Source organism: Phormidium tenue FACHB-1050 (assembly GCF_014696925.1).
Taxonomy (GTDB): domain Bacteria; phylum Cyanobacteriota; class Cyanobacteriia; order Pseudanabaenales; family Pseudanabaenaceae; genus Pseudanabaena.
The window spans coordinates 1-26983 of sequence record NZ_JACJQY010000013.1 but is presented as its reverse complement, the minus strand read 5'-3'; the positions used below and the strand labels follow the sequence as shown (position 1 = coordinate 26983).

The 26983-nt window shown below is 42.8% G+C and carries 23 protein-coding genes; 10 read left to right on the top strand and 13 right to left on the bottom strand.

Features of this window, described 5'->3' with window-relative positions:
- Positions 1–34: 34 nt before the first annotated feature.
- Positions 35–1597: a ferredoxin--nitrite reductase gene (locus H6G05_RS10210; protein ID WP_190578075.1), complete on the bottom strand. Its 1563-nt coding sequence runs from the start codon at positions 1595–1597 to the stop codon at positions 35–37.
- Positions 1598–1867: 270 nt separating this feature from the next.
- On the opposite strand from H6G05_RS10210, the gene H6G05_RS10205 reads away from it, so the two are divergent.
- Entirely contained in the window at positions 1868–2602 is a 735-nt protein-coding gene (locus H6G05_RS10205; protein ID WP_190578074.1) for a pseudouridine synthase, read from the top strand.
- A 525-nt stretch (positions 2603–3127) separates the two neighbouring features.
- The gene (locus H6G05_RS10200; protein ID WP_190578073.1) at positions 3128–4288 is read left to right on the top strand and encodes a helix-turn-helix domain-containing protein; all 1161 of its coding nucleotides are present in this window, start codon (positions 3128–3130) and stop codon (positions 4286–4288) included.
- Positions 4289–4338: 50 nt separating this feature from the next.
- On the opposite strand, the gene H6G05_RS10195 is transcribed toward H6G05_RS10200, so the two are convergent.
- Entirely contained in the window at positions 4339–4836 is a 498-nt protein-coding gene (locus tag H6G05_RS10195; RefSeq protein WP_094533289.1) for a bifunctional nuclease family protein, read from the bottom strand.
- Positions 4837–5189: 353 nt separating this feature from the next.
- On the opposite strand from H6G05_RS10195, the gene H6G05_RS10190 reads away from it, so the two are divergent.
- The gene (locus H6G05_RS10190; protein ID WP_242025396.1) at positions 5190–6149 is read left to right on the top strand and encodes an NAD(P)H-dependent glycerol-3-phosphate dehydrogenase; all 960 of its coding nucleotides are present in this window, start codon (positions 5190–5192) and stop codon (positions 6147–6149) included.
- A gap of 17 nt (positions 6150–6166) precedes the next feature.
- Complete coding sequence (locus H6G05_RS10185) at positions 6167–6985, top strand: sulfurtransferase (RefSeq protein WP_190578072.1); 819 nt, start codon at positions 6167–6169, stop codon at positions 6983–6985.
- Between the two features lie 98 nt (positions 6986–7083).
- On the opposite strand, the gene H6G05_RS10180 is transcribed toward H6G05_RS10185, so the two are convergent.
- Positions 7084–11274, bottom strand: coding sequence for a response regulator (locus tag H6G05_RS10180; protein WP_190578071.1), 4191 nt, complete (start codon positions 11272–11274; stop codon positions 7084–7086).
- Between the two features lie 447 nt (positions 11275–11721).
- Entirely contained in the window at positions 11722–12336 is a 615-nt protein-coding gene (locus tag H6G05_RS10175) for a Yip1 family protein (RefSeq protein WP_190578070.1), read from the bottom strand.
- 84 nt (positions 12337–12420) lie between these two features.
- On the opposite strand from H6G05_RS10175, the gene aroA reads away from it, so the two are divergent.
- The 5 genes from aroA (at position 12421) to H6G05_RS10150 (ending at position 17751) form a co-directional block, all read left to right on the top strand.
- Entirely contained in the window at positions 12421–13764 is a 1344-nt protein-coding gene (gene aroA, locus H6G05_RS10170; RefSeq protein WP_190578069.1) for a 3-phosphoshikimate 1-carboxyvinyltransferase, read from the top strand.
- 35 nt (positions 13765–13799) lie between these two features.
- Entirely contained in the window at positions 13800–14057 is a 258-nt protein-coding gene (locus tag H6G05_RS10165) for a hypothetical protein (protein ID WP_190578068.1), read from the top strand.
- A 198-nt stretch (positions 14058–14255) separates the two neighbouring features.
- Positions 14256–15740 (top strand): Asp-tRNA(Asn)/Glu-tRNA(Gln) amidotransferase subunit GatB, encoded by a 1485-nt coding sequence (gene gatB, locus H6G05_RS10160; protein WP_190578067.1) that lies wholly within the window; start codon positions 14256–14258, stop codon positions 15738–15740.
- A gap of 278 nt (positions 15741–16018) precedes the next feature.
- Positions 16019–16567: a photosystem II reaction center PsbP gene (gene psbP, locus H6G05_RS10155; RefSeq protein ID WP_190578066.1), complete on the top strand. Its 549-nt coding sequence runs from the start codon at positions 16019–16021 to the stop codon at positions 16565–16567.
- 29 nt (positions 16568–16596) lie between these two features.
- Positions 16597–17751 carry a PP2C family protein-serine/threonine phosphatase gene (locus H6G05_RS10150; RefSeq protein WP_190578065.1) on the top strand — a complete coding sequence of 385 codons (1155 nt, stop codon included), beginning with the start codon at positions 16597–16599 and terminating at the stop codon, positions 17749–17751.
- Between the two features lie 237 nt (positions 17752–17988).
- Here the strand turns inward: H6G05_RS10150 and H6G05_RS10145 are convergent, their stop codons facing one another.
- On the bottom strand, positions 17989–18312 hold the full coding sequence (locus tag H6G05_RS10145; protein WP_190578064.1) for an STAS domain-containing protein: 324 nt from the start codon (positions 18310–18312) through the stop codon (positions 17989–17991).
- Positions 18313–18693: 381 nt separating this feature from the next.
- On the opposite strand from H6G05_RS10145, the gene H6G05_RS10140 reads away from it, so the two are divergent.
- On the top strand, positions 18694–19773 hold the full coding sequence (locus H6G05_RS10140; RefSeq protein ID WP_190578063.1) for an Mrp/NBP35 family ATP-binding protein: 1080 nt from the start codon (positions 18694–18696) through the stop codon (positions 19771–19773).
- A 240-nt stretch (positions 19774–20013) separates the two neighbouring features.
- Here H6G05_RS10140 and mtnA read toward each other — a convergent pair whose 3' ends face one another.
- From mtnA to lysS, 8 genes are all read right to left on the bottom strand, one after another.
- Positions 20014–21105: an S-methyl-5-thioribose-1-phosphate isomerase gene (gene mtnA / locus H6G05_RS10135; protein ID WP_190578062.1), complete on the bottom strand. Its 1092-nt coding sequence runs from the start codon at positions 21103–21105 to the stop codon at positions 20014–20016.
- Between the two features lie 73 nt (positions 21106–21178).
- Complete coding sequence (locus tag H6G05_RS10130; protein WP_242025394.1) at positions 21179–21571, bottom strand: hypothetical protein; 393 nt, start codon at positions 21569–21571, stop codon at positions 21179–21181.
- A 219-nt stretch (positions 21572–21790) separates the two neighbouring features.
- The gene (locus H6G05_RS10125) at positions 21791–21955 is read right to left on the bottom strand and encodes an adenylate/guanylate cyclase domain-containing protein (RefSeq protein WP_190578060.1); all 165 of its coding nucleotides are present in this window, start codon (positions 21953–21955) and stop codon (positions 21791–21793) included.
- A 49-nt stretch (positions 21956–22004) separates the two neighbouring features.
- A complete protein-coding gene (der, locus tag H6G05_RS10120) occupies positions 22005–23363 on the bottom strand; it encodes a ribosome biogenesis GTPase Der (protein WP_190578059.1) in 1359 nt (452 codons plus the stop codon).
- A gap of 4 nt (positions 23364–23367) precedes the next feature.
- Complete coding sequence (locus H6G05_RS10115; RefSeq protein ID WP_190578058.1) at positions 23368–23556, bottom strand: hypothetical protein; 189 nt, start codon at positions 23554–23556, stop codon at positions 23368–23370.
- A 90-nt stretch (positions 23557–23646) separates the two neighbouring features.
- Positions 23647–24471, bottom strand: coding sequence for a metal ABC transporter solute-binding protein, Zn/Mn family (locus H6G05_RS10110; protein WP_339383047.1), 825 nt, complete (start codon positions 24469–24471; stop codon positions 23647–23649).
- The gene (locus tag H6G05_RS25995; protein WP_339383046.1) at positions 24390–24746 is read right to left on the bottom strand and encodes a metal ABC transporter solute-binding protein, Zn/Mn family; all 357 of its coding nucleotides are present in this window, start codon (positions 24744–24746) and stop codon (positions 24390–24392) included. The genes H6G05_RS10110 and H6G05_RS25995 overlap by 82 nt, the downstream gene beginning before the upstream one ends.
- A gap of 140 nt (positions 24747–24886) precedes the next feature.
- Positions 24887–26485: a lysine--tRNA ligase gene (gene lysS, locus H6G05_RS10105; protein WP_190578057.1), complete on the bottom strand. Its 1599-nt coding sequence runs from the start codon at positions 26483–26485 to the stop codon at positions 24887–24889.
- Positions 26486–26983: the final 498 nt, after the last annotated feature.

The window sequence follows — 26983 nt, the reverse complement described above, 5'->3', positions numbered from 1 at the left end:
GCTTCTCTCTAGCAAGACGCTAGAAGGATTTGGTTTAGCCAACGGCAACTAATTCGGCTGAGTTAGCGATCATTTCCCCATGCTGTTTGGGAACTGCACCGAAGCGATCGACAAGCAATTTGCCGACCACTTCGTACAGATCCTCACAGGGAACCTTTTCCATAACACAAGTGCCAAGGTGAGCATCTTTGCCTACCGTGCCACCCATGTATATGTCTACACCATCAACCACCTTGCCATCTTTACGAGCTTTGCAACCCGTAAAGCCAATGTCGGCGACCTGTGGCTGGGCGCAGGAATTGGGGCAACCACTCCAGTGAATCCGTACTACTTTCGGTAAGTCGTAGGCGGCACTGAGTTGTTTGGTGAGGGCTAGGGAGCGATTTTTGGTTTCCACGATCGCCACAGGACAGAACTGATTACCCGTGCAGGAAACCAGTCCGCGCATGAGGTTGTTTGGCTCAACAGGGAACTTCTGAAGTAGTGGTTCTTGCAGAAGCGCAGTGACTTTTTCATCACTGACATGGGTAATCAGAAGATTCTGCTCAACCGTGAGGCGCATATCGCCATTACCGTAAGTTTCGGCAAGACGCGCAAATTCGTACATATCAGGGGCATACATGCGTCCGACAGGAATTTGCAAACCAACGTAATTTAATCCTGCTTGTTTTTGCTTGTGAACACCGATATGGTCACGCTTTTCCCATTCAATTTCGTCCTTAGCGGCGGCAGATGCTAAAGGCTTGCCCATTTGCTTCTCAACTTCAGTGCGGAATTTCTCAATTCCCCACTCATCAATTAAATACATCAGACGAGATTTTTGGCGATTCTCGCGTAATCCATTGTCTCGAAACACAATCAGCAGAGCTTCACAAAGAGCAACTACATCTTCAGGAGCAACCCAAACATCTAAGGGAATTGCGGCGGCAATCCGCTTTGATGAGAAGAAACCACCAACCAAAACATTAAATCCGAAAGTTTCTTGCGATTCGTCTTTAAAGGCAGGCACAAAGGCTAAATCGTTGATTTCGGCATGGGTGGAATTATCACGACAGCCCGCGATCGCAATGTTAAACTTGCGCGGTAAGTTCGTAAAAGCAGGATTACCTTCTCCATTATTAGTAAGTAAGTTTTGAACTTGGATAGCTAACTCGCGAGTGTCGTAAAGCTCATTGGCATCAATACCAGCTACAGGGGAACCTGTAATATTACGAATGTTATCCATAGCTGACTGCACGCTAGTCAGACCAACAGATCGGAACTTATCGAACATTTCAGGAACATCTTCGATCAAAATACCGCGCATCTGAATGTTCTGGCGGGTGGTGATATCAGCAACGCCATGCTCACCACATTTTTCGACCACCGAAGCCAAAACACGCATCTGATCGCTACTCAGCAATCCATTGGGAATACGCATTCTGACCATAAATCGACCAGGAGTACTTTTACGAAAGAATACACCTAACCATTTCAACCGATGTTGCAAATCATCATCGTCGATCGCTTCCCAACCAATTTCGGCAAAGCGAGCAATTTCTGCTTTGAGGGCTAGCCCATCTTTCGCTTCTTTAAGGGCTTCAATTTTGTTTGCCATGTAATTTATCCTTGGCTCATACTTGTGAAGTCTAGGTTTAGCGATCGCTAAATGTAGCGAAATCCTAAATTTCCAGTTCTCAAGCGCTATTTCGACTTTGTATAGGATTTACACTACTTAACGTTTCGATCCCAATTCGTATAAGAAACTACATATTTTTAAACTTTATTTAATAATTGCAACTATTTAATGCATTAAACGCATAAGTGCTTGCATTTTTTTAAGATGAAAGGCGGCACATCGTGCCGCCTTTCATCTTATTATTCGTTTATGAGCGATCGCCTTCAAAAAATTCTGTCTAGACATGGTATTGCTTCGCGAAGAGAAGCAGAACAGATAATTTTGGCAGGACGAGTTGCGGTAAATGGAAGAACTATTACTGAATTAGGAACGAAAGCTGATCCTGAACGCGATCGCATTGAAGTTGATGGCAAGTTACTCCAAACTAACGCCCCAGATTTTTTATATCTATTACTAAATAAGCCTACAAGTGTAGTCAGTACCTGCGATGATCCCCAAGGGAGAAAGACGGTTTTAGCCTTCCTGCCACCACAATATCAACAGGTTTATCCAGTTGGAAGGTTGGACTACAACAGTAGTGGGGCTTTGATCTTGACTAATGATGGAGATTTTGCAAATTATCTGATGCATCCCCGCCACCATGTCGCCAAGACCTATGAAGTATGGGTCAAAGATATTCCCAGCCATCAGATCATCCAACAATGGCAAGCAGGAATTATGCTGGATGGCAAACTCACTCTCCCCGCAACTGTAAAGATTCTGCAAATTGAACGGAATAAATATCCCACTCCACGTACTCAATTGCAGATAATTTTGGCAGAAGGTCGTAATCGCCAAATTCGGCGTGTTGCTGAGCATTTGGGTCACCCTGTTCTAGCTTTACACCGTGTAGCGATCGGCGCGATATCTCTTGATCTTCTTAAGTCAGGCTCTTATCGACTATTAAGTGATTATGAAATCAAGACATTATGTCCAATTCAATAAAGTGTGACAACACTTTATTGAATTGGTATTAGATAGAACAAGTAGCGCCGCTACTTGTATCTTGGGTTTTATGCCCTAAGTAAACCTTTGGTTTTTATATAGCTGTCGCCAAGTGTATGAGGACATAAAACCCAAGAAGAGAATGGCGGCACTTCGCGCCGCCATTCTCTTCTTGGGTTTTGCTTTTGTCCTAACACAATCGACGGTTGCTATATATTAGGACTTACTCAAAAACGACTTAAAATTTTCATTGCAAAGTAGGGGCAATTCATGAATTGTCGCTACTTTGCACTAGTTTGTGGAATTCCTCATATAGCAACGCAAGAAATAGCCATAACCCAAAAGATGAGCGGCGGATCTTCACGCCACCACTCATCTTTTACATTAGGCAATATAGCTATTGATATATAATTAAAGGCGAGGTAATTTGCTGTGAAAACTTTGCAGAATGTTATATTACTTTAGGTTAGGTAATATAATTACACCAGATTACTTAAATCGCCAACGACGCTATACATAGAACTTGTGGTTGTCCAAGTTCGACTGAAAGCCAACTTGAAGTCAGTCAGTCCAATCTCTTTCTACATGTCTGTGAGTATTGTGAATATTACAACCTCGAAGCAAGCAGAGAAATTAGCAGAAATCGGAGCGCAATTTAAGCGAATTCGAGAAGATAAGGAGCTATCAATTCCACATCTAACTGCGACTACATTAATTTCTGAGCGCTATTTGCGTGCGATCGAAGATGGTCAAATGGATTCATTACCTGAACCTGTCTATGTGCGTGGATTTATCCGTAAGTATGGTGATGCTTTAGGGGTTGGCGATCTTTCAGAAGATTTTCCTTTAAACCCTGTTTTGCCTGAACAAAAGTGGGCAGGTAGTGCTGCCGCTGAACTCCGTCCCTTGCATCTCTATGCTCTATATGTTGGTGTGATCGCAGGAGCGGTTAGCTTGTTAGCAACATTCCTAAACTCACCTGACGCTAACAAGATTAATGACAATCAAACCAATTTTGGGGATGCTGCTCAAGTAAGCTCAGCGAAACCAAACAAGCCGATTGAACCAACAGAAGCTTTGTTGCCCAAAATTGGCGGGCTAGAGGTTTTGCGTCAGACTGCATCCGTGGCCATGTCCACCCCTGCATCGGCTACTACAGTTCCTGTACCGATAGAAGTCAAAAAACCAGATGCTTCCACTGTTATTCTCAATAAGCCACAGGCTCAAACTAACCTTGGCGGCGCAAACCCTAACCTTAACAATATGCTCTCGGCTTGGGCAAACAGCAGTTTTGTATCGGATAATCTCTCTCCCAATAGCACTACGATCGCCAATGGTAATTTTGAATTTGTGGGGAATAAGCCCGTTAATGTCGGTATTGTCATGCAAGGTGAATCTTGGCTAAGGATTACCGTTGATGGGCAGACCGAGTTTGAGGGTGTACTTAATGAAGGTAAAAAGTTATCTTGGTCAGGCGATCGCCAAATTTCCATTCGAGCTGGAAATGCATCGTCAGTAGCTCTTAGCTATAACAATCAACCAATTAAAGTACTTGGCAAAGAAGGAGAAGTTGCGGAAAGACTATTTGGTATGAATCAAGCTAGTAATACCAGAGCTAGTGATACGCGATTACGTGGACTTGTAGAGGTAATGTCTAACGGCAATTCCACCAACTCTGCTAACTAAAAAAAAGCCACTAAAAAACCTTGCTTTGTAAGGTTTTTTAGTGGCTTTTTTTAATTGCTCTCAAGCCCACTTTTTTTAACTAATTCTTCTGGCGTAAGCTTTGCTAAAAACTCACGAAATGCTCTTCTTTCGGCTTCATCTGCATCCTGATCTACGGGAATCGAAGCTTCGAGAATAACTTCTTCCATCACCCAGATCGGACATTTAGCACGAACCGCGATCGCGATCGCATCACTAGGACGAGCATCTATTTCTTTTTTTATATCTCCCTGAGAAACCGTAATCACAGCATAAAAAGTACTATTTTTAAGTGCATGAACGACAATTCGCTCAACCGTTATACCCCACGCATCCAAGAAATTTAGCATGAGATCATGGGTCATTGGGCGCTCTAGCGGTCTGCCATCTAATGCCCCAATGATTGCTTTAGCTTCAGCTTCCCCAATCCAGATTGGCAATGCTCTGCGTTCTAAAGTGTCTCGTAATAGGACAATAGGATTACGGCTCACAGCATCAATAGCAATCCCAGCCACATTCATTTCGATCATTGTTGCTAGCCTTCCTCAAGAAATGAGCGAAAGTACCCCTCATCCATCAAAGCTCTTGATGTGATATTGATAATTAAAGACGATCAATATCTATCTAGCAAGGGTTTTAGTGCTTGAGAGGCTTCTACACGTTATTATATCACCGTCGTGATCTGGAGTCTGGCTTCTAGTCTTGTTTTTGCTAGTGCTTGACTTTTATGAGGGTCGGCTTTGCCGACCCTCATAAAAATGGTTTCTTTATTAAGTTGCCGATCCCTTATCGCTAATCTCGACTAAGTAACTCCGAAGAAAAAAATTTCAAAACTTTGCTTGGCAACGTTTTGAAATTTTTTTCTTGCTTGGGTGTAAGCACTATGGCAATTGCTATTCAATCAACTACCAAAAACATGAAATCAGACTTAAAAAATGTGACGATCATTGGCTCTGGTGCGTGGGGATCGGCACTCGCAACTTTAGTTCAAACCAATCAGCATCATGTGCAAATTTGGTCTCGCCAAAGTCAATTATCTCTAGCAGAAATGGTTAGTAATAGTGATGCAATTGTCTCCGCAGTATCGATCAAAGGAGTACGAGCGATCGCCGAAAAATTACAAACAGCAAAACTTCAGCCCCATACAGTTTTAGTCAGTGCCACTAAGGGACTAGAGCCAGTGACTAGACAAACACCATCACAAATTTGGCGATCGCTAATTCCCGATCATCCTCTTGTAGTGTTATCGGGACCAAATCTTTCTAAAGAAATTATGATGGGACAACCTGCGGCGACGGTGGTGGCAAGTACTGAGGCATCTGCCGCCCAATTTATTCAAAATATTTTTGCTTCCAGAAATTTCAGGGTCTACACAAATTCCGATCCCATCGGGGTGGAATTGGGCGGTACACTCAAAAATGTGATTGCGATCGCCGTTGGTGCTTGTGATGGCTTAAACCTCGGTACAAACGCCAAATCTGCCTTAATCACTCGATCGCTGATTGAAATTATTCGCGTTGGTGTTTACTTTGGGGCGCAACCTGAAACATTTTGGGGATTGTCGGGCTTAGGCGATCTCTTAGCAACTTGCAATAGCAATCTCAGTCGGAATTATCAAGTGGGCTATGCGATCGCGCAGGGACTGAGTCTAGAGGAGGCGATCGCAAATGTGCAAGGTACAGCTGAAGGGGTAAATACAGCGAATGTGTTAATCGAAATTAGCGATCGTGAAAAAATTAGCGTACCTGTATCACGTTATGTTTATCGGTTACTGAAAGGAGAAATTACCTTGCAACAAGCAGTTGAAGGATTAATGGAACGCGACCTCAAACCAGAAAATTAGATACTTATCTTAAAACTATGAATAATCTACATGTTGTTTCTGCTAAATGGCTCCACGATCATCTTCACGATCCACAGGTGGTTGTAGTGGATTGTCGATTTTCATTAATGGATATAGCTCTAGGTCGTAAGCAATATCAAGAGAACCACATCGAAGGCGCTTATTATCTTGATCTTAATCTTGACTTGTCTAGTTCTGTTCAAAAACATGGTGGCAGACATCCTCTGCCCGATTTTGACAAACTTGCCAAAAAGCTTTCTCAAATAGGTATAAATTCAAGCGAAACTATGGTGGTTGTCTATGATGACTCACGATTTGCTTTTGCTTCAAGACTTTGGTGGCTTTTGCGATATATGGGTCATGAGCAAGTAGCAGTTTTAGATGGGGGCTTTGCAGGATGGAAAGATCAGAATTATGCAACTAGTTCTACAATTCCTGTCGATGGAATTGGGAAGTTTATTCCTAGCTTCCAACCTGAATTAGTCGTCGATATCGAAACGGTGAAGTCTCGCAAAGACCTGCCAGAAGTAGTTTTAATTGATTCGCGAGAAGGCGATCGCTATCGGGGTGAACGAGAACCGATCGATCCGATCGCTGGTCATATCGAGGATGCAGTTAATTATCCTTGGATGGAAGTTACCAATGAGCAAGGTTTTGTCATTGAAAATCAAGGCGATCGCTGGCAGGAAGTGAAAAATGCTCAAGAAGCGATCGTCTATTGCGGTTCAGGTGTAACGGCTTGCGTGAATTTACTATCGCTGAAGCTAGCAGGAATTGAGACAGGTAAGCTCTATGCAGGAAGTTGGAGCGATTGGTGTTCGTATTTAGTCCCATAGGACTTATATAGCTGTCGCCATTCTGAAAACCCACATCCCATAGTAAGGGCAATTCATGAATTGCCCTTACTATGGGTTCTTTTGCGTAAGTTCTCTATTTAGAGAAAATGTTTAATTTGTGTTAATAGAGATTGCATTTTTTTCAGTATCTCTTTCATTTCTGATTCTTGTTGATTGTGTCCAACTAGCTCTAAATCAGTAGCGATCGCTGCAATTGAAATCATCCCTAAGTTACTAGCTGAACCTTTGATAAAATGAGCGACTTGGGAAATCTTATGATAGTCATTGGACGCGATCGCTACTTCGAGTTGTGCCAAACCCTCAGACGTAGAATCCACAAAAGTTTCGAGAAGTTCAGCCTTAAACTCTTCACTACCATCAACAATGTCATCAATATAACTCCAGTCAATTAATGGTAGTGACTCGGAAATATGGAGATCTTGCTCTAGGAGACTAGGATGAATATCTTTATCAGCTCTTATTACCTCTTCTGAAATTACAGCTACGGCGATCGCATTCTGAGTGTTAATTTTTCTCTCCCATTCGCCTAGTTTTTGTGCAAGATCATCTTTGCGAATGGGTTTGCTGAGATAGTCATCCATCCCACAAGCTAGGCAGCGATCGCGATCTTCTTTCAAGGCATTAGCGGTCATCGCCACGATTGCAATCTTATTCTTATCTGAATCTAGTTGCCGAATAGCTTTCGTAGCTTCATAGCCATCCATTTCTGGCATTTGGCAATCCATTAAAATAATGTCATAGTGGATATGCTTGAGTAAATCGAGGACTTCTTTTCCATTTCCTGCTACATCTGCGTCATAGCCAAAGTTCCTTAACTGATGTAAAGCAACCTTTTGGTTGATCGGACTATCCTCAGCAATCAAGATTCTAAGCTTGGAAATCTTTTTGGGTATATCATCTAACCCGATGAGTGGAGGAATTGGCAGAGCTTTGCGACTAGTGTCTGTAGAGACGACTTCCATCAAAATATCTAGTAAACGTGATTGTTTGACGGGTTTGACAAGATAAAATTCAAACCCCATTTCTCTAACACGGATGATTCCACCTTGTTGATTTAGCGATGTCAGCATAATTAATTTAATATCTTGCAACGTCGGGTCAGCTTTAATTTGTGCGCCTAACATTTCGCCATTAATGTCGGGCATTTGCATGTCCAAAATTGCTAACTGATAGCGATCGCCTTCAGCAACTGCATCTCGTAAAATCGCGATCGCATCAAATGCAGATTGCACGGCATCCACTCGCATCTGCCAAGCCGTTAATTGATAGGTGAGAATTTTGCAATTAGTGGCACTATCATCCACTACTAATACGCGAATATCTTTGAGATTAACTTCTCGGCGAGGTGGTCGCTCGGCGATCGTTTCGGGAGATTGCTTCGCAAAGGAAATTCTGAACCAAAACTGTGAACCTCTTCCTTCTTCACTATCGATGCCAATTTCACCGCCCATCAGATCGATCAATTGCTTGCAAATCGCCAAACCTAACCCAGTACCACCATACTTACGAGTGGTCGAAGCATCAACTTGAGTGAATGGCTGAAATAGTTTTTTCTGGGCTGTGGGCGATATGCCAATACCTGTATCGATCACTCTAAATTCAATTGTTGCCGTGGATGCAGTTTCTGCTTTGAGCAAGACTTTGATGATAACTTCCCCTTTTGACGTGAATTTAATGGCATTACTGACTAGATTTGTTAATATCTGCCTAACCCGTGAAACATCTCCACGCAGATAAATCGGTACATTTTGATGAATTAGTGAAGCCAGTTCTAAACCTTTGGCTTGAGCTAGCATCGCTAACAGATCAGTTACTTCCTCCACACAGGTGTTAAGGTCAAAACTAATCTCTTCTAATTCCATTTCATTGGCTTCAAGCTTAGAAAAATCAAGAATCTCATTGATCAATGTCAGCAGATTTTCGCCACTGATTCTTACTGTTTCCACAAAATCTTTCTGTAGAGTTGAAAGCTCAGTATCCGCCAGTAAACCTGTCATTCCTAGCACTGCATTCATCGGTGTGCGGATTTCATGACTCATGGTGGCGAGGAAAGAGCTTTTCAGCTTTGTGGCAATTTCAGCTTGATAACGAGCTTCCTCTAAGGCTAAGTTTTGTTGTAATAATTGTTCACGCCGTAATGTTTCTTGTTCTAAGAGAGTTGCTTGATAGAGCGCTATCCCTACTTGGGTTCCTAGTTCCGTTAAAAAGTCAACTTCAAAACTGCGCCAATGCCTTGTAGCGCTACATTGATGCACTATGAGCAGTCCCCACAAATTCTCCTTTTCGAGGATTGGTACTACCAAGTTGGCCTGTACTTGAAATTGAGCCATCAATTTCTTATAGCAATCTGGCATATCTGAATTAGGGATATCATCATTGATGACTCTACGACCTTGGCGGTATTTTTCCCAAAGCCTATGACGGAAACAGATATCTTTAACATCTGAGCCCAATGACGGAATCCAATGTGGCTCCACTGACTCAACCACAACTGTACCATCCCATTCTCCATCAAAGCGATAAGCCAAGACTCGATCAGCTTTGAGAAATCTGCGAACTTCATCAACGGTTGTACTTAAGATTTCATTTATATTTAGGGATTGGCGAATTCGTAAAGTGATTTGGGAGAAAACCAACGATCGCCAATTCTGCAAGCGGACTTCTTCTTCGACTTGTTTGCGATCGGTGACATCCAAGCCAGTAGCAATCACAAAATCAATTTTGCCATCTGAACTTAGTAGAGATGTGGTTGACCATGAAATTAAACGACGTTCTCCCTTCTTAGTGATCCAATAGTTCTCATAAGAGGTTGATGAGCTTGGAGGAGTGACTACTTTGGCAAGATTTTTGCGAACTGATGGAGCGTCTTCAGGCAATAAAAAAATCTTCCAAAAGTTTTGATTATGGACTTCTTCGTAATAATAACCAGTTACCCGTTCACATTCGCGATTAAATCGGATGATTTTACCTTCTGGATCTAGTACTACTACCAATGCAGCAGCCGTATCCAATACAGCAACTGTAAAATCACGCTCTTGTTTCAGGCTATTAGCTAACTTGCGACGGCTATTTACTTCGTGCCTTACAAAATAAAACAATATCGCTAGTACTACTAGGGTAAATAGAAGTGTAATTAAAGAAAGATCTACAGCATTAAAGATAGAAGCTTGACGTTTCTGTAACCACTGCATTAAGTTGTTTGTCTCTAGAGTGATCAGTTCTTCTAACTGAACTTCGGCTAAATCTAGATAGTTTTGATTATTGAGATCGCTTATTTTTTTCTGGGTTGCGCTGATGCCAGCAGTTTGATAGAGCAACACAATTTGGCGCGAGTCACTCATTTCTTTGCTAATGTGTTGGACTAGCAGAAGCAGCGTATTTGTGTAGCGATCGCTCTTTCGCTGATCATCATACATATGACTACTATTACTTAAGGATAGCTTTTTGAGAAAATGTAAGTCTTGCTCCAACTCCAAAGCTAAGCGCTCATATTTTTTTAAACTATCTGGGTTATTAGATAGTAGATAATTCATCATTGCAACTTTTAGCTCACGTAAACGATTAAGCGGTTGATTAATTTTTTCTAAGGTTTCGCGCTGTTGCAGAATCGCGCTATTGATATCTCGTAAGCTGCTCAAGTTGACGAAAGAAATCACCCCCATACTGATGACCATTGTTGCTGCTAGGCTCATCCAAAAGGCAATTTTCTTAAGAAAGTTTCCTTTTTCTTGGGTATCTTTATTTTTTGTGGGGACAGCTAAGCGATTGACTTCAGTTAAGCTACGACGAGTCTCAATGATGTATGCAGTTTGACTACCTAGTGACTTTAGTGCAGAAAGTTGTTCTTGAGTGAGTTCTCTAGGTTGATAATCAAGTACACATAAGGTTCCTAGGGCATAACCTTCCACCGATTTAATGGGAACGCCTGCATAAAAGCGAATATTTGGAGTATTAATAACTAAGGGATTATCCGCAAATCTCTCATCTTTAAGAGTGTCAGCAACTATAAAAATCCCATCTTGAAGAATTGCATGAGCGCAAAAAGCTATTCTTCTTGGTGTTTCTGTTTCCTCTATCCCTACTTTTGACTTAAACCATTGCCGATCTTTGTCTAATAAACTTACTAAGGCGATCGGGGTTTGACAAATATGAGCAGCCAATTGGGTGATATCGTCAAAGCCTTGCTCTGATTCAGTATCTAGGATATTACACTGATGGAGAGCCGCTACTCTTTCCAGTTCATTTAGTGGTTCTTGAGCAGAAATCATGTAAGTTTTAGGTGGGGATGTAATTTTCCCAATTAAGATTTTTCAATTAGACGTTTTTCGTTAATCCCCATTCCACAAACTTTTATAGCGTTTTGCCAATGAGTATGCACTCATTGGCAAAATGAAAAACAATCCCAGTAAAGGTTTTGACTTTTAATTTTGCTTGAATAAAGCTAGAAGCGTATATCTAAATATAGCAATCTTCCCAATCATTTGGAAGAAAGTTGAGAGTTTCAGCACCCTACGGTTTGGTCGATAAAACCCAAAACAGTAATGGCGGCGCTTCGCGCCACCATTACTAAACCAGAAGACGAGTTGCGACGCGAAGCGTCGCAACTCGTCTTCTGGTTTTATATCCAAACAAGACTGACTAAAACTATATAAAGCGAGTAATTGATGGTGCGCGACTTCGTCGCACACCATCAATTACTCGCTTGGAGAAGATTGCTAAAGACTGATACTTAATATCAACTTTATAGTATTGCCTAACCAAATCAGGGCAACCATACCGCCAAAAATTGCTAAGGGGACGATCGCTAAAGTTTTCCAGATTTTGATTCCTAACACTACGGATGCGCTCCATACTTGCCAGACGATAAACCAAATCATCACAGCGATCGCCGAAATAACCCGAAATCGTGGCGATAGACTCAATGCAGGAGCCATAAATAGCCAAGGTAAACTCGCAAAACCTGTGAGGGTCAGCAACTCACGCATCTCAACGTTTTTTTGAAAAACATTAGCTAACTGTTTGAGGAGAAAAGTGAAAAATAACCAACCAATAATCCCACTAATTACCGACCAGATGATTCTATAGCTTACAACTTGTTCAAGACGTAAGGTTTCCAGAGTATTTACTAAAGCAATGACGATCGCCCCTTGAACAAAATTAGGATTGGTTCGGAGTTGCTCAAAGGTCATCTGCGGTAAAAATAGCGTCCCATAGAGGCGATCCAGAAACGTTCCCAGTGTTTGCGGTGGTTGAGGCGGGGTGTCCCTGTCAGGGATAATATCTGTGGCGATCGCATCTAAATCAGCAGAATTTGGCTCAGTGGGATTCATAAAAAGCTAGTGGTGACGTTGATATAAGTCTAAATTTGCCGTGATTTTGTCTTAATCTAATACTAATTGCTAACTGACTCTAACATGATTGACCTCGACACTACTCAAACTCATCATCTCCTCAACATTGATGCAAGCCAATTGCCACAAGGTTTACGAGGAATAATCACGATCCCTGGCGACAAGTCGATTTCGCATCGAGCGTTAATGCTTGGCTCACTAGCAGAGGGTGAGACAACGATTCGAGGTTTATTGCTAGGCGAAGATCCTCGTAGTACAGCAGCTTGTTTCTCGGCGATGGGGGCGGAAATTTCGGAACTTAACTCGGAATTAGTAACAGTCAAGGGAATCGGACTGGGTAATCTCAAGGAGCCGCTAGATGTCTTAAATGCGGGTAATTCGGGAACGACATTACGCTTGATGCTAGGAATTCTTGCCAGTCACCCCGATCGCTTTTTTACGGTTACAGGCGATCACTCTTTGCGATCGCGCCCTATGTCTCGTGTCGTCAATCCTTTACGTCAAATGGGAGCAAATATCTGGGGTCGGGAAAATGGAGCAAGAGCGCCGCTAGCAATTTCAGGACAAAATCTTAAAGCAATTCACTATCAATCACCTGTAGCTTCGGCACAGGTCAAGTCCTGCATTATGCTAGCGGGATTAATGACGGATGGTGAAACGATTATCACAGAGCCAGAAAGATCTCGCGATCACAGTGAAAGAATGTTGGCTGCTTTCGGCGCAAAAGTGAGCCTTGATCTTGATACAAATACAGTCGGCATTAAGGGCGGCGCAAAACTAGTTGGACAGGAGGTGACTGTACCAGGGGATATCAGTTCAGCCGCATTTTGGTTAGTGGCTGCATCTATCGTTCCCAATTCAGATTTGTTAATTGAGAACGTCGGCATTAATCCAACCCGTACAGGTATTCTCGAAATTCTTGCCGAGATGGGTGCAGATATTACCTATGAGAATCAACGTGAAGTTACGGGTGAACCTGTGGCTGATTTACGAGTGCGCTCTGCTAATCTCAAGGCTTGTCGGATCGGTGGTGCGGTAATTCCACGACTAATTGATGAGATTCCGATTTTAGCGATCGCAGCTAGTTGTGCAGAAGGAACTACCACAATCGAGGATGCTGCTGAGTTGCGTGTCAAGGAAAGCGATCGCATTGTTGCCATGGTTAAAGAAATGACAAAAATGGGTGCGAATGTGACTGAACTTCCCGATGGTATGGCGATCGTGGGTGGTAAATCTTTGGTAGGGGCGGAAGTTGACAGCTATAACGATCATCGAGTGGCGATGAGTCTAGCGATCGCGGCTTTGGTTGCTAAAGGTAAAACCTCTATCAATCGCGCCGAGTCGGCTGCTATTTCTTACCCATCGTTTATTCCTACCCTACAAAGTTTGTATGCCCAATCAGCCTAAATACTGTATCAAGGGATATGCCATCTGCGTTCTAAGTGACCTCAGTTGGTAAAAGTATCGGCTTTATATTTGCGATCGGTAAAAGATTGCGAGATTGGTTTCTACTAGCCAAGCAGTTAAGAGAGTTCAAATCTCTGATGAGTGAATCTCAAGAACTTTTAGCTTTGACAGCCCAAGCGATGCTTTTAACCAATCCATTATTCCTATCTGGGGTGACGATCTCGACAGTGCTAACTTTTGTATGGGCTTTTGTGGCTTTTGTGACTCTTATTATTTACTGTTTTGCGAGGTGATGTCGCTCAAGGCGTTCATCCCATAGTGCTAGGATTTATACTAGATCTGCTACCTACAGCGCTTTGCGCTCAAACCCAAAACAATGAAATCTTTAAAAGCGTTGCGAAGCAACACTTTTAAAGATTTCATTGTGATTCATTTGAGCGCAAAGCGCTGTAGTAATATCTTTGCCAATACTTCGCCTAAACGCATACGTTATGACTGCAACCGCCCCGACTAAAACCAAGACACAATACGAAGCCGTCATTGGTTTAGAAACCCACTGTCAGTTGACCACAAACTCCAAAATCTTTTGTAACTGCTCAACCCAGTTTGGCTCCACCCCCAATACCAATGTTTGTCCTGTCTGTCTGGGAATGCCGGGGGTACTGCCCGTTCTTAACGAAAAAGTTTTGGAATATGCTGTCAAAGCTGGACTAGCTCTAAATTGTCAAATTGCGCCCCACAGTAAATTCGATCGCAAACAATATTTTTATCCCGACCTTCCTAAAAACTACCAAGTTTCGCAATACGATCTACCGATCGCTGAGCATGGCTGGCTCGAAATTCAATTAGAAGATGGCAGTACTAAGCGCATCGGTATTACTCGTCTACATATGGAAGAGGATGCAGGTAAATTGGTGCATGGTGGTAGCGATCGCCTATCGGGTTCCAGTCACTCCCTAGTAGACTACAACCGCACAGGTGTACCTTTGTGCGAAATTGTATCGGAACCAGATATGCGATCGGGTGCAGAAGCTGCCGCCTATGCTCAAGAACTACGGCGGATTATGCGCTATCTCGGTGTTTGCGATGGCAACATGCAAGAAGGCTCCCTTCGTTGTGATGTGAATATCTCCGTGCGCCCAGTCGGTCAAGAGAAATTTGGCACAAAGGTAGAAATCAAAAACATGAACTCCTTTAATGCCATTCAAAGAGCGATCGATTTTGAAATTAATCGTCAAATAGAAGCTCTTGAAACTGGTAATGAAACCATTAAACAAGAAACTCGCCTTTGGGAAGAAAATTCTCAACGCACAATCAGTATGCGTTCTAAGGAAGGAGCCAGCGATTATCGCTATTTTCCTGAGCCAGATCTCATGGCGATCGAGGTTCCCCTAACGACATTAGCTCAATATCGTTCTGAGCTTCCCACCCTACCAGCATCTCATCGTCAACGCTATCGTGATGAATTTGGACTAACTCCCTATGATGCAGCGCTGATTGCCGACGATCGCAGTATTGCCGAGTTCTTTGATGCGACGATCCTCACAGGTGCAGAACCCAAGCAAGTATTTAACTGGGTGATGGGCGACATTACCGCCTATCTCAATGAGAACAAGCTCAAGATCGCCGATATTGCTCTTAATCCTGCGATTTTAGGCGAAATGATCGGTCTAATTTCCGACGGTACAATTAGCAGCAAAATTGCGAAGGATATCTTACCTGAACTGATTGTCAAAGGTGGCTCAGTCAAAGATCTTGTTGCATCTAAAGGCTTAACTGTCCTCGCTGGTGCAGAATTGGAGAAAATCATCGATGAGATTATTGCTGCTAATCCCAAGGAAGTAGAACAATACAAAGCTGGAAAAACTAAGCTATTAGGTTTCTTTGTCGGACAGACAATGAAGAAAACCCAAGGACGTGCCGAACCCCAATCAACCAATAAATTGATTGCTGATAAGTTAAGTGCCTCGGCGTAATTACAGCGCAAAGCGATGTCATTCAAACCAAGAGACTTTTTAAAATTGTGGTTCACCACAATTTTAAAAAGTCTCAGAAAATGTTGGGTGAGATGTGGCGCTGTGTGCCACATCTCATCTTTTTAGGTAATGATTCACTAGAAGGCAAGGTACTGTATTCTGGTATAGGTAAGTCTTGCAAAGTAGCCGTGATTAGGCGGCTCTGACTATTCTTGATAAGATATTCCAATATTTTTTGTTGAAATTTTTGCTATTTATTTTATTTAATCCCTTTAATCATGCTTAAACGCGCTGTTTCTATCTTACTTGTGGTCTTTTCTCTGTTTCTTACCAGTTGTGCTAGTACACCCACCAGTGGACTTGTGCCATTTGCAGATAGTAAAGATGGCTATAGATTTTTATATCCCAATGGCTGGACTGAAACTAAAGGTAATTCGGCGATCGATATTTTGTTTCACGACATTATTGAGCCTTCAGAAAACGTGTCGGTTGCAATTAGTAAGCTCGAAACAGTGAAAACCCTTGAAGAGATCGGTGAACCTGAAGCGATTGGGCTAAGGTTACAGCAGCGTGTCGTCGCCCCAGAAGGTTCTGGTCGTCAGGCTAAGTTACTTAGTGCGACTCAGAAAGAATCAGGCGATCGCAACTATTACATTTTTGAATATGCCGTTCAGCGCTTACAAGGCGAACCCCGCCATGACCTTGTAACTGTGTCTACGAATCGAGGTAATCTCTATACTCTTAGTATTTCTAGCTCCGAAAAACGTTGGGACAAAGTCAAAGATTTGTTCGCTAGGGTTGCCAAATCTTTCACCATCGACGAATAGCAACCAATATCTTTGTAAGCTTGGACAATATGCTGCAAATTCTCGTCATTGATGATGATCCTACGATCAGGATGACTCTTCAGAGGTTTCTCAAGAGTCAAGGATATGACGTGATTGTGGCTAAGGATGGACAAGAGGGCTTAGCTAAGGCTAGGGAACTGCATCCATCTTTAATCATTTGTGATTGGATGATGCCGATCATCGATGGTCTAGAGGTATGTCGTCAGGTAAAGAGCAACCCTGACTTAGCTAATATCTATCTGATTTTGCTAACAGCCCGTGACCAAGAAGGTGACTTGGTGCGTGGTTTAGATATGGGTGCAGATGACTTTTTAGGCAAGCCACCCCGCATTAACGAGTTACGCGCAAGGGTAAGAGCAGGGCTAAGACTTTATCAAGCTACCGAAGAAATCCAAAGGCAAAAACGATTAATTGAACAAGAGTTAGCTCAAGCTTCGCAATATGTGCGATCGCTTTTGCCTACACCACTCGAAGGTGATGTGTCGATTCAGTCTAGTTTTTTGCCATCAACACAGCTTGGCGGTGATAGCTTTGACTATTTTTGGCTAGACAATGACCATCTAGCTCTTTACTTACTAGATGTCTCAGGGCATGGGGTCGGCTCCGCCCTTTTATCAGTATCAGTTTTAAATCTGATGCGTACTCGTAGCTTAAGACGCAGTAGAACATCCCAAGACACAACTAATTTTTATAATCCTAGTGAAGTATTAAGTGACCTAAATAATACTTTTCAGATGGCTGTACATAATGAAATGTACTTTACGATCTGGTATGGCGTATATGATAAACGCACCCACACATTAGTTTATGCAAGTGGTGGACACCCTCCTGCTGTACTAATTTCTAATGAAGAAATCCCTAAAATTAAGTTACTAAAAACTGCTGGTTTACCAATTGGCATGATGCCTGACATTGATTATCAAGAGCAATTTTGTGAGATTGATACTAGTAGCAGGTTGTATCTATTTAGTGATGGAGTTTATGAGATTCCTCAAGAAAATGACAGTATTTGGGGATTTAATGCTTTGATTGATACATTTATCAGGATTCCCAGCGATCGCCATTCACGCATAGAGCATATATTAACCTGTGTTAAAGCCGCAGCTAATAATCGTCCTTTTGAAGATGACTTATCTCTATTAGAAGTCGAGTTTCACATTTAAGAAAGTAGGTGGGCGCAAAGCGCCTACCTACTTTCTTACCCAATAGGAGAAAGGCGGCGCGCAGCGCCGCCTTTCTCCTATTGGGTTTTGATTACGTCCTAACACAAGTGTCGGCTGCTATAGCAATGTAAGTTTTGATTAGGACATAAAACCCAAAAGATGAGTGGCGGCGCGAAGCGCCGCCACTCATCTTTTGGGTTTTGATTTGTCCTAGCTATCTTTTACGTTGCTATATATTTAATTTAAGGTTGCATTAAATTCGTCAACGGTTGGATAGATTTTAAAAATCTTGGTCATGCTAGTGAGTTCAAATAGCATTTGAACTTGATCGTTAGCACCACAAATTACCATATCCCCATCACTGTTACGAATAGCCTTTAGAGCTGAGACTAATGCACCTAATCCAGAACTATCCATAAAAGTAATCTCTTGCAGATCAACTAATAAATATTTGGGAGGTTTTGGGACTGAAGCAATATCATTAACTTGGCGACGAAAATCAGCCGCAGTTGTGACATCCAATCTTCCTGAAGGTTGTATAACTTTTACTTGATTACTCATTGATTTGTTCTTGGCTTTAAATATCTAGTTTGAGAATTGCAGGAATAATGATTAGCTATAAAGTCTTATACCAAAACACAAAACGCTAAGCCATTTTGTGTTTTAAAACCCTTACTGGATTTGGTTTTTAATTCACAAAATTGTTGTCAGGTTTCTGCAATTTAATAAAACGCCCAATTTTTGATGGTGTAGCTTCGTGCTACACCATCAAAAATTGGTTTCTTATTTTACGGCGAAGCCATGACAGTTTTGTGAATTGGTAATAAAGGGAAGTTTCTTACTAAGCATAAATCTTTATCGATTATTTTTGCTCTTATTTGGGCTTTAATGAAATCTTGGCAGTATTAAGCAAATTTTTTTAATTTTGAACTCTATAAATCTATGGCTGATTTACCTGATTTGCAAGCGATCCAAAACGTATTAAATCCTATTGTCGATCCCGATCGCCAAAAAAGCATTATCGACCTAAATATGGTGCGCGATATCGCCATTAAGTCCAATGGGGTGGTCAGTTTCACGTTGTTGCTGAACGATCCTAATAGTCCCAAGCGCGATCCTTTAATCCAAGAATGTAAAGACGCAATTAAGGCGATCGCCTCTGTCACCGATGTTTGGGTTAAGGTGATTGCCGATAGCCCCGTTGTGGCAACACCTGCACCACCGACTAACGCTTTGCAAGGCATTGAGGGCGTGAAGTATGTGCTTGCGATTTCTAGTGGCAAAGGCGGTGTGGGTAAGACCTCAGTAGCGGTGAATGTCGCCGTGGCTTTGGCAGACATGGGCGCAAAGGTCGGCATTCTCGACGCAGATATCTACGGGCCGAATGTACCTGTAATGCTGGGCATGGAGGCGGCTCAAGTCAAAGTAGTAAAGGCGGAAAATGGCGCAGATGTGGTAGAGCCAGCCTTTAACTATGGCGTGAAAATGATCTCGATGGCATTTTTGATTGCTAAGGATCAGCCTGTGGTTTGGCGTGGTCCCATGCTTAATGGTGTGATTCGTCAGTTTTTGTATCAAGCAAACTGGGGCGAACTTGATTATTTAATTGTGGATATGCCTCCCGGAACGGGAGACGCGCAGTTGACGCTCACGCAGTCAGTACCTCTCGCAGGAGCCGTAATCGTAACGACACCACAGACTGTTTCACTCTTAGACTCGCGCAAAGGTTTAAAAATGTTTCAAAACATGGGCATTCCTGTCTTGGGCATTGTAGAGAATATGAGTTATTTCATTCCGCCCGACATGCCCGATCGCCAATACGACATTTTTGGCTCTGGTGGCGGCAAAAAAACCTCTGATGAGTTAGACGTGGATTTACTCGGTTGTGTGCCATTAGAAATTGGTCTGCGTGAAGGTGGCGATCGCGGTGTTCCAATTGTGTTAGGTCATCCTGAGTCTGCTTCGGCTAAGGCTTTAAGGGAGATTGCAAAAGCGATCGCAGCTAAAGTTCAAGCTAACTAGTTATCGTTTAATTGCTAAATTGCTGTAATGCTAAAGCTAAAAATGGCAACGCCATTTTTAGCTTTTATAGCTGTCGCCATACCCCGCCTCTTATAGCAACGTAAGAGATAGCTCGGACAAAAATTAAAACCCAAAAGAAGAGGGGCGGCGCTTCGCGCCGCCCCTCTTCTTTTGGGTTTTATGTCCTAAGCAAAACTTACATTGCTATAGCATTATGAACAAATTCAAAGAAGCTCAAACTTATGGAATCAGATCAAGAAACATACCAGCGATCGCCGTTTCCGCAGCTTCACAAATACCTCTCTCCGTAATCAAACCAGTTACCAATCTTGCAGGCGTAATATCAAATCCATAATTTAATGCTGTAGTTTCCAATGGAGCAACTCTCACTTTGCCAATATCGCCATTATCCTGTAATCCTTGCATATAAAGAACTTCATCAGCACTACGAGTCTCGATCGCAATCTCTTTGACTCCATCCGATATTTGCATATCAAACGTAGAACTTGGTAGAGCCACATAGAAGGGAACATGATTATCAAAAGCGGCTAGAGCTTTGAGATATGTACCAATTTTATTAGCCACATCACCGCTACGGGTAGTGCGATCGGTTCCCACAATACAAAGATCGACCTTGCCATACTGCATTAATAATCCCCCCGTATTGTCAGCAATTAGCGTATGGGGAATCTTCGATTGTCCGAGTTCCCATGCGGTTAGATTTGCGCCCTGATTGCGCGGACGAGTTTCATCAACCCACACATGAATATTAATCCCCCGATCGCTGGCTTCATAGATAGGCGCTAAGGCACTGCCGCGATCCACGATCGCCAACCATCCTGCATTGCAATGGGTCAAGATATTGACAGGTTCGCCTTTGGGTTTATTCTTGGCGATCGCCTCAATCAATTCACAGCCAAATTTACCAATATTGCGTGTACCAACCACATCTTCATCGGCAATGGCAATCGCTTCTTTGAGCGCAATTTCTACTAAGTCTTGCTTTTGTTTTGCCGATTTTTCTAATACTGCAATCATGCGATCGACCGCCCACATCAAGTTTACGGCGGTCGGACGAGCGCGACGAACTACGGCTGCGAGAGCTTTGATTTTTTCTAAATCACCTTTACTTTCCCTAGCTGCTAAGTACACGCCGAAAGCTGCAACATTACCAATCACCCCTGCACCACGTACAGTCATGTCCTGAATTGCGAGGGTTGCTTCGGCGCTAGTTTTTAAAGTCTTAGTCACCACACAAAAGGGAAGCTGTGTCTGGTCAATCACCACCAGATCGCCATCTTCTAACCAAAATGCTTTATAGGTAGAATTCATAATTTTTCTTGGTCATCCTCGGACAATAGCCTTATCTTTTCTCAATCATGCTCAAATATCAACTCTCAAAAGTTTAAATTACTTGAAACTTAGGATTATTTTTAAGAGAAGTCGCATCAAAATAATAGGCCCACTGTAGAAACTGATCATCCAGTAGTTCCACATGGGGATCGATTAGTAAAGCTAAATAATTGCCTTGTTGCTTGATTACCACAGCCGTATATTCCTTGCCATAAATTACAGCATAGGTAAAGTTCTCTACAGGTAAAGAAGCCGCTAACAATGACTTTAGTCCTAGTGCTTGGAAAATTGGTTGTACCCAAATGATGCTTTTACTACCATCTACCAGAGTGTAGTACTCCTTCGGAAGCCCACTTAAATCAAAGGTTGCGGCTCCTAGGGTATAAGCTTCAAATTTAGTTTCTTCTATGGCTGTCATCGTTGTTGGGGAGAGAGAGCGGCTCATTTCCTTCATGAAGGCTGAGTAATTAAAAATCAAGTTTTTAGTTAGTTATCTTATTAATTGATGTTACGTGGAAGGAATTCCTGCTATAGCATAGGTCTAGGGCTGGCACGGGGGCACAGCCCCTACGATAACCCTTAAATTTTGGGGTAGGGGCAATCCCCCCGTGGTTGCCCTGCTATGCTTGCAGTAAGAGATTCATTATCTGTGTTTCACGTAACATCAGTTATTAATTAAAAAGTAAGTTTGCATTTCTCCTTTACCTTTAATCATAATCTTGCCACGATCAGCAAAGTTATATTTGTTTTTCAAAATTAAATAGGTGGAGTCCGAGACTTGGATGTGATCAGCTAATCCATATTCAATCGTGGCAACTTGCTCATACAACCGTCATAGTGCTTAAGAAAACAAAAGGGACGCAAAGCGTCCCTTTTGTTTACCTTAATGCTGAGTTTTTTGACTTTTCGACTTCGCGATCTTTTTTGCCGCGCCAGATAAATCGTAGAGGTGTGCCTTCAAAACCGAGGGTTTTACGGAATTGATTTTCAATGTAACGCTTGTAGTTGTCATTGAAACGATGGGGATCGTTAACAAATAGGATGATCGTTGGTGGACTATCGGAAATCTGGGTGCAGTAATAGACTTTACCCTGTTTACCGCCGCGACTGGTTGGGGGCGCGTGCCATGTGACTGCTTCGTTAAGCGCTTCATTTAAGATGGCGGTAGGGACGCGACGTTTGTGTTGCTCGGCGGCGATGTCGATGCGATCGAGAATTTGGGTGACGCGCTGACCTGTAAGCGCACTCACAAAAATAATCGGCGCATATTCCACAAACATCAGACGACTCTTAACTTCGGCAGTGTAATCGTAAATTGTGTAGGAATCTTTTTCGATCGCATCCCATTTATTCACCACAATTACGCAAGCTTTCCCCTCATCATTGATCCGACCTGCCAATTTTTGATCTTGATCGGTAACACCATCGAGGGCATCAATTACTAGTAAAACGACATCGGAACGTCCGATCGCCTTAAATGCACGGTTAATGCTAAAAAATTCAATGCCGTAATCAATATTCTTTTTACGACGCACACCCGCAGTATCGATCAGGCGATACTTTTTGCCATCGCGCTCCACGGACATATCGATCGCATCACGAGTTGTGCCAGAAATCGGACTCACAATACTACGATTTTCACCGATGAAAGCATTCAATAAGTTGGATTTACCTACATTCGGACGACCGATAATCGCTACTTTGATTTCGTCGCTTTCTTTAACTACTTCTTCGGGTGCTGGTAAATGCTTAATTAACTCATCTAGCAATTCGCCCGTACCGTTACCATGAATTCCCGACATCGGGATCGGTTCACCTAAGCCCAAATTCCAAAATTCTGCTGCTAATGAAAGTCCATATTTAGAACCTTCACATTTGTTAACCGCTAGTAATACAGGGATATTTTGTCGTCGTAACCAGCCGCCCAATTGCTCATCAGCATCGGTGATCCCTGCCATACCATCGACCACAAAAATCACCGCCGCCGATTCACGAATGGCAATTTCCGCCTGTTCGCGAATCATTGGTAAAAATTCAGTCTCATCGTCGAATACTAAGCCGCCTGTGTCCACGACTTGAAATTCATGTGCGCCCCAGAAACAATCACGGTAGACGCGATCGCGGGTTACGCCCGGTTCATCGTAGACGATCGCGTATTGTTCACCCGACAGGCGGTTTACGAGAGTGGATTTGCCCACATTGGGGCGACCGACAACGGCAACAATCGGGAGGGGCATAGCTTTACAATTTTGGAATTCCGAACTCACTATTATAGCTTTGATTTAATGAGTTCGTCAATATCAAACCAAAAAGAGCAGCTATTCTCATTATAAAAATCGGTTTTTGAAAGTCCGCCAACGGCGGACTTTCAAAAACCGATTTTGGTGTTTCCAGCGCCGAAGGCGCTGGAAACACCAAAATCGGTTTCATAATGAGAATTGCTGCAAAAAGAGAATGGCGGCGCTTCGCGCCGCCATTCTCTTTTTGGTTTGATAGCGCAAAGCGCTGTTAAACCCATGTTTAAGGTGTTTTTAATTGAAAGGGGGTGTACTTGCCGCCTAAACCTTCGACAATCGTGCGCGTATTGGCGATCAACATGCCTGCATAGGTCTCAGCCTCACTGCCCTTTGCACCTAGTCCATCAGCATAGAGTTTCCGTTCTGAAACCTTGACATTTGCTTCCCTAGCAACGGTGGTAATCAATTTGGGATTGATCGACACTTCCGCAAAAATAGTTGGGACTTGACTGGATTTGATCACATTCACTAGTTCTTTAACTCTAGTTGGCGTTGTTTGCTCGTCAGTACTAAGCCCATTCAAAGCACCTTCAACAGAAAGTCCATAGGCTTGAGCATAGTAACCCAGAGCATCATGGGTAGTAATCAACTTCCGTGAACCTTCAGGAATTGTGGCAATTTGAGATTTAATCCAAATATCGATCTGTTCTAGTTCGCTCACAATTTTGGCAGTATTTTTGGTATAGGTTTCCGCTTGATCGGGACGTAGTGCAATCAAGCTCTTACTAATCGACTGAGCAATCTTAATTCCGTTCTGAGCATTATTCCAAACATGAGGATCGGCTTCCTTCTCGCCTGCTTTGTCTTCTTTTTCGTGATCGTGATCATCTCCGTGACTATGACCATCTGCCGTCATGATAGGGCTAGGCACTGCAACTTCATTAACCGCTATTTTGGGGGCAGGATTGGAACTTGCTTGGATGAGTTTGATCAAGCTTGGCTCAAAGTCATAACCACCATAAATAACTAACTTGGCGGAGTCGATCGCTTTCCGATCTTCAGGATAGGTTGATAAATATGGGGATCGGTTCCTGCCTCGATTAAACATTTGAGATTAATTGTTTCCCCTGCAATTTGCCTAGCCAAATCACAGGCTACGGAGTTGGTTGCAACAACTAGAGGTAGCTCTGCGGCTTTGGCAACTGGTGAGGTAGTGGTTTGAGTAGTTGCTGTAGGACTGGGTTTATTTGCATCAGTAGCCACAGTGCAGGAAACAAGACTAGCCGCGATCGCTATCAGAGCCGCACTAAAAGCTGAAGAAAGTCTCAAGCTTTTTTTGGTAAGTAGCTTTGAGGTCAATTTTGCAGAGTTAGGCAGAGACATTTTTATACTTTATTACAGAAAATGATAATCATTATCATAACATCTTTATAAACCAAAGCACAAAATGGCGGAGCCATTTTGTGCTTTGGTTTTATACTTGGCGACAGCTATAAAAAAAGCGGCGCATTGCGCCGCTTTTTTTATGAATTACTAGTTGTGAGATTTAACGCGATCGCCTCTTTAATCCGCTGAATCACAAAATCTTTCTCTAAATAAGAAAGTAAGCTTCCAGCTTTTGGTCCCTTCTCCTTATTTAAGAAGGTGTAATAAACTGCGGCAAATGCACTCTTTTGAGAGACTTCAATTTGTCTAGAAGTGCTAAATAATAGCGTTTGTAATGCTTCACCTTCCCAGTTAACATCATCAGCGAGATTAGTCGCTAATGCTTCAAGATAAGTTACTTGTTCGGCAGTGAGGTTTTTCGCTTTTTCAGGCATCGAGTCTAGATAGAGAACTAGTTTCTCTTCTTCATCGGCATAGTCTTGTAGCCATTTTTTGCCGACGCGGATGCGATCGCGCACTACTTCCCAGTCGCGATCGTTGAGTGGATTCGCACTTCTAGCAACAATCTCGGCTTCGAGATCGAGGTGTGGGATTTGTAGCAGTGAAATCAGGGTGCTGAAGTCAAAGGCTTGATAACCTGCAACTTGTTCCTCGGTATTCAATTGCGAATAGACTAAGGGAACTAAATCCTCTAGCGCCTTTTCGTCTTTGACTGTATCCGCCTGATATTTATCAATCAGAGTGTCATAGTCACGGAATAAACGGGTAATTGTCTCGTAATTCGGCGAGAAGTTAATCACGCTACGAGGCTGTGTCCGCAACATCAAGAAACGTAGTAGTTCAGGTGGTAAGAGATCGGCGATTTCCTTAGCACTGGAGCCAACACCCTTAGAGGAACTCATCTTGGTTCCATTTACCAAAATAAATTCATAGGGGGCATGGGTGGGTGGATTCTTTTTGAAAATCTTGCGATAAATGGAGTTAGCCACATCGCGAGAACCACCTTTTTGGGAATGGTCTTTGCCAGCAAGTTCAATCGATACGCCGACGACTTCCCATTTGGCGACCCATTCCACTTTCCAAGGCAACTTACCATTGCCATCAAAGGGTGATATCCAGCCTGTGTGACCGCAGCCTTTGACATATTCCATAGCGTTAGGCTGACAGGTATAAAACACCTTGCCATCTTGGTAATCAGTGACAACGGTAGTTGCAATTTTGCCGCAGTTCTCGCAAATGGTTTGGAAAGGATACCAATTGGAGGGGCGATCGGCTTTGCTGACTTCTTTGTAGGCTTCGCGGACGAGGTGAGCATTGTTCAAGAAGATATCAATATATTGATTCATCTTGCCTGAACGGTAGAGGTCGCGTAGGTAATAAACTTGGGGACGTACACCTAAATGCTCGAATACTTCTAGAAATTCGCCCATGAAGTATTTGGCATAATCGGTAGCCGAGGCTTCGGGTGAGGGGACATTGCAGAGGGGCTGTCCTAAATAGGGTGCAAATTTGGCTTGATCTAAATAATGGGGTACGGTGTCGAGTGCGTCATAGTCGTCAACGCCGTAGGTAAAGGTGACGGGTTTACCTGCGTGTTTGAGGGCGCGATAGATGGCATCGTGAATCACTACCCCGCGCAATGAGCCGACATGAACGCGCCCAGAGGGGGTTTTGGAATCGTTGACTATAATGCGATCGCCGCTTGCATCTGCTGCAAATTTATCCGCCCAAAACATAGTGGTAATTATCCGAAAGTCTTTCAAGAGTTAGGTTTGGCGTATGATTTTGCTGATCTAGACAATTTCGCGCCTTGTCTAGTCTAACAGGATTAAAAATTTTCTGACCCTATTTTTTTGCCCCAGTTGTAAATTAAGTTGTCATTTGCCTTTTATCTTTAGATAGCGATCAAATCTATTATGGCGATCGCTAATACTATGAGTCGTGATTTCTAGGAGATCAATGTAGTACATCCTCGAATAGCAGATCAGAAAGTACCGATGGAGCCAACCATATCCCCGATTCTGCCTTGATATAGGTACGACAGAGAGAAATTATCTTCTTGTCAATACCTAGTTTTATTGATTGCCGATCAACCTCTGTCAAAGCCTCAAAAGCATCACCGCTATATCCGTAAGGAATGAAAAATAAATAACTTATGCATTTCAGTTATTTTGAGGAATAGCTCTATAATTCCATTTAGGAAGATATTCATCAAAAATGATAGGTAGATTTTC

Coding starts and splice junctions, on each gene's coding strand:
- H6G05_RS10210 (WP_190578075.1), bottom strand. CDS start 1,597: ATGGCAAACAAAATTGAAGCCCTTAAAGAAGCGAAAGATGGGCTAGCC.
- H6G05_RS10205 (WP_190578074.1), top strand. CDS start 1,868: ATGAGCGATCGCCTTCAAAAAATTCTGTCTAGACATGGTATTGCTTCG.
- H6G05_RS10195 (WP_094533289.1), bottom strand. CDS start 4,836: ATGATCGAAATGAATGTGGCTGGGATTGCTATTGATGCTGTGAGCCGT.
- H6G05_RS10190 (WP_242025396.1), top strand. CDS start 5,190: ATGGCAATTGCTATTCAATCAACTACCAAAAACATGAAATCAGACTTA.
- H6G05_RS10185 (WP_190578072.1), top strand. CDS start 6,167: ATGAATAATCTACATGTTGTTTCTGCTAAATGGCTCCACGATCATCTT.
- H6G05_RS10180 (WP_190578071.1), bottom strand. CDS start 11,274: ATGATTTCTGCTCAAGAACCACTAAATGAACTGGAAAGAGTAGCGGCT.
- H6G05_RS10175 (WP_190578070.1), bottom strand. CDS start 12,336: ATGAATCCCACTGAGCCAAATTCTGCTGATTTAGATGCGATCGCCACA.
- aroA (WP_190578069.1), top strand. CDS start 12,421: ATGATTGACCTCGACACTACTCAAACTCATCATCTCCTCAACATTGAT.
- gatB (WP_190578067.1), top strand. CDS start 14,256: ATGACTGCAACCGCCCCGACTAAAACCAAGACACAATACGAAGCCGTC.
- psbP (WP_190578066.1), top strand. CDS start 16,019: ATGCTTAAACGCGCTGTTTCTATCTTACTTGTGGTCTTTTCTCTGTTT.
- H6G05_RS10150 (WP_190578065.1), top strand. CDS start 16,597: ATGCTGCAAATTCTCGTCATTGATGATGATCCTACGATCAGGATGACT.
- H6G05_RS10145 (WP_190578064.1), bottom strand. CDS start 18,312: ATGAGTAATCAAGTAAAAGTTATACAACCTTCAGGAAGATTGGATGTC.
- H6G05_RS10140 (WP_190578063.1), top strand. CDS start 18,694: ATGGCTGATTTACCTGATTTGCAAGCGATCCAAAACGTATTAAATCCT.
- mtnA (WP_190578062.1), bottom strand. CDS start 21,105: ATGAATTCTACCTATAAAGCATTTTGGTTAGAAGATGGCGATCTGGTG.
- H6G05_RS10130 (WP_242025394.1), bottom strand. CDS start 21,571: ATGAGCCGCTCTCTCTCCCCAACAACGATGACAGCCATAGAAGAAACT.
- der (WP_190578059.1), bottom strand. CDS start 23,363: ATGCCCCTCCCGATTGTTGCCGTTGTCGGTCGCCCCAATGTGGGCAAA.
- H6G05_RS10115 (WP_190578058.1), bottom strand. CDS start 23,556: ATGAAACCGATTTTGGTGTTTCCAGCGCCTTCGGCGCTGGAAACACCA.
- H6G05_RS10110 (WP_339383047.1), bottom strand. CDS start 24,471: ATGTTTAATCGAGGCAGGAACCGATCCCCATATTTATCAACCTATCCT.
- H6G05_RS25995 (WP_339383046.1), bottom strand. CDS start 24,746: ATGTCTCTGCCTAACTCTGCAAAATTGACCTCAAAGCTACTTACCAAA.
- lysS (WP_190578057.1), bottom strand. CDS start 26,485: ATGTTTTGGGCGGATAAATTTGCAGCAGATGCAAGCGGCGATCGCATT.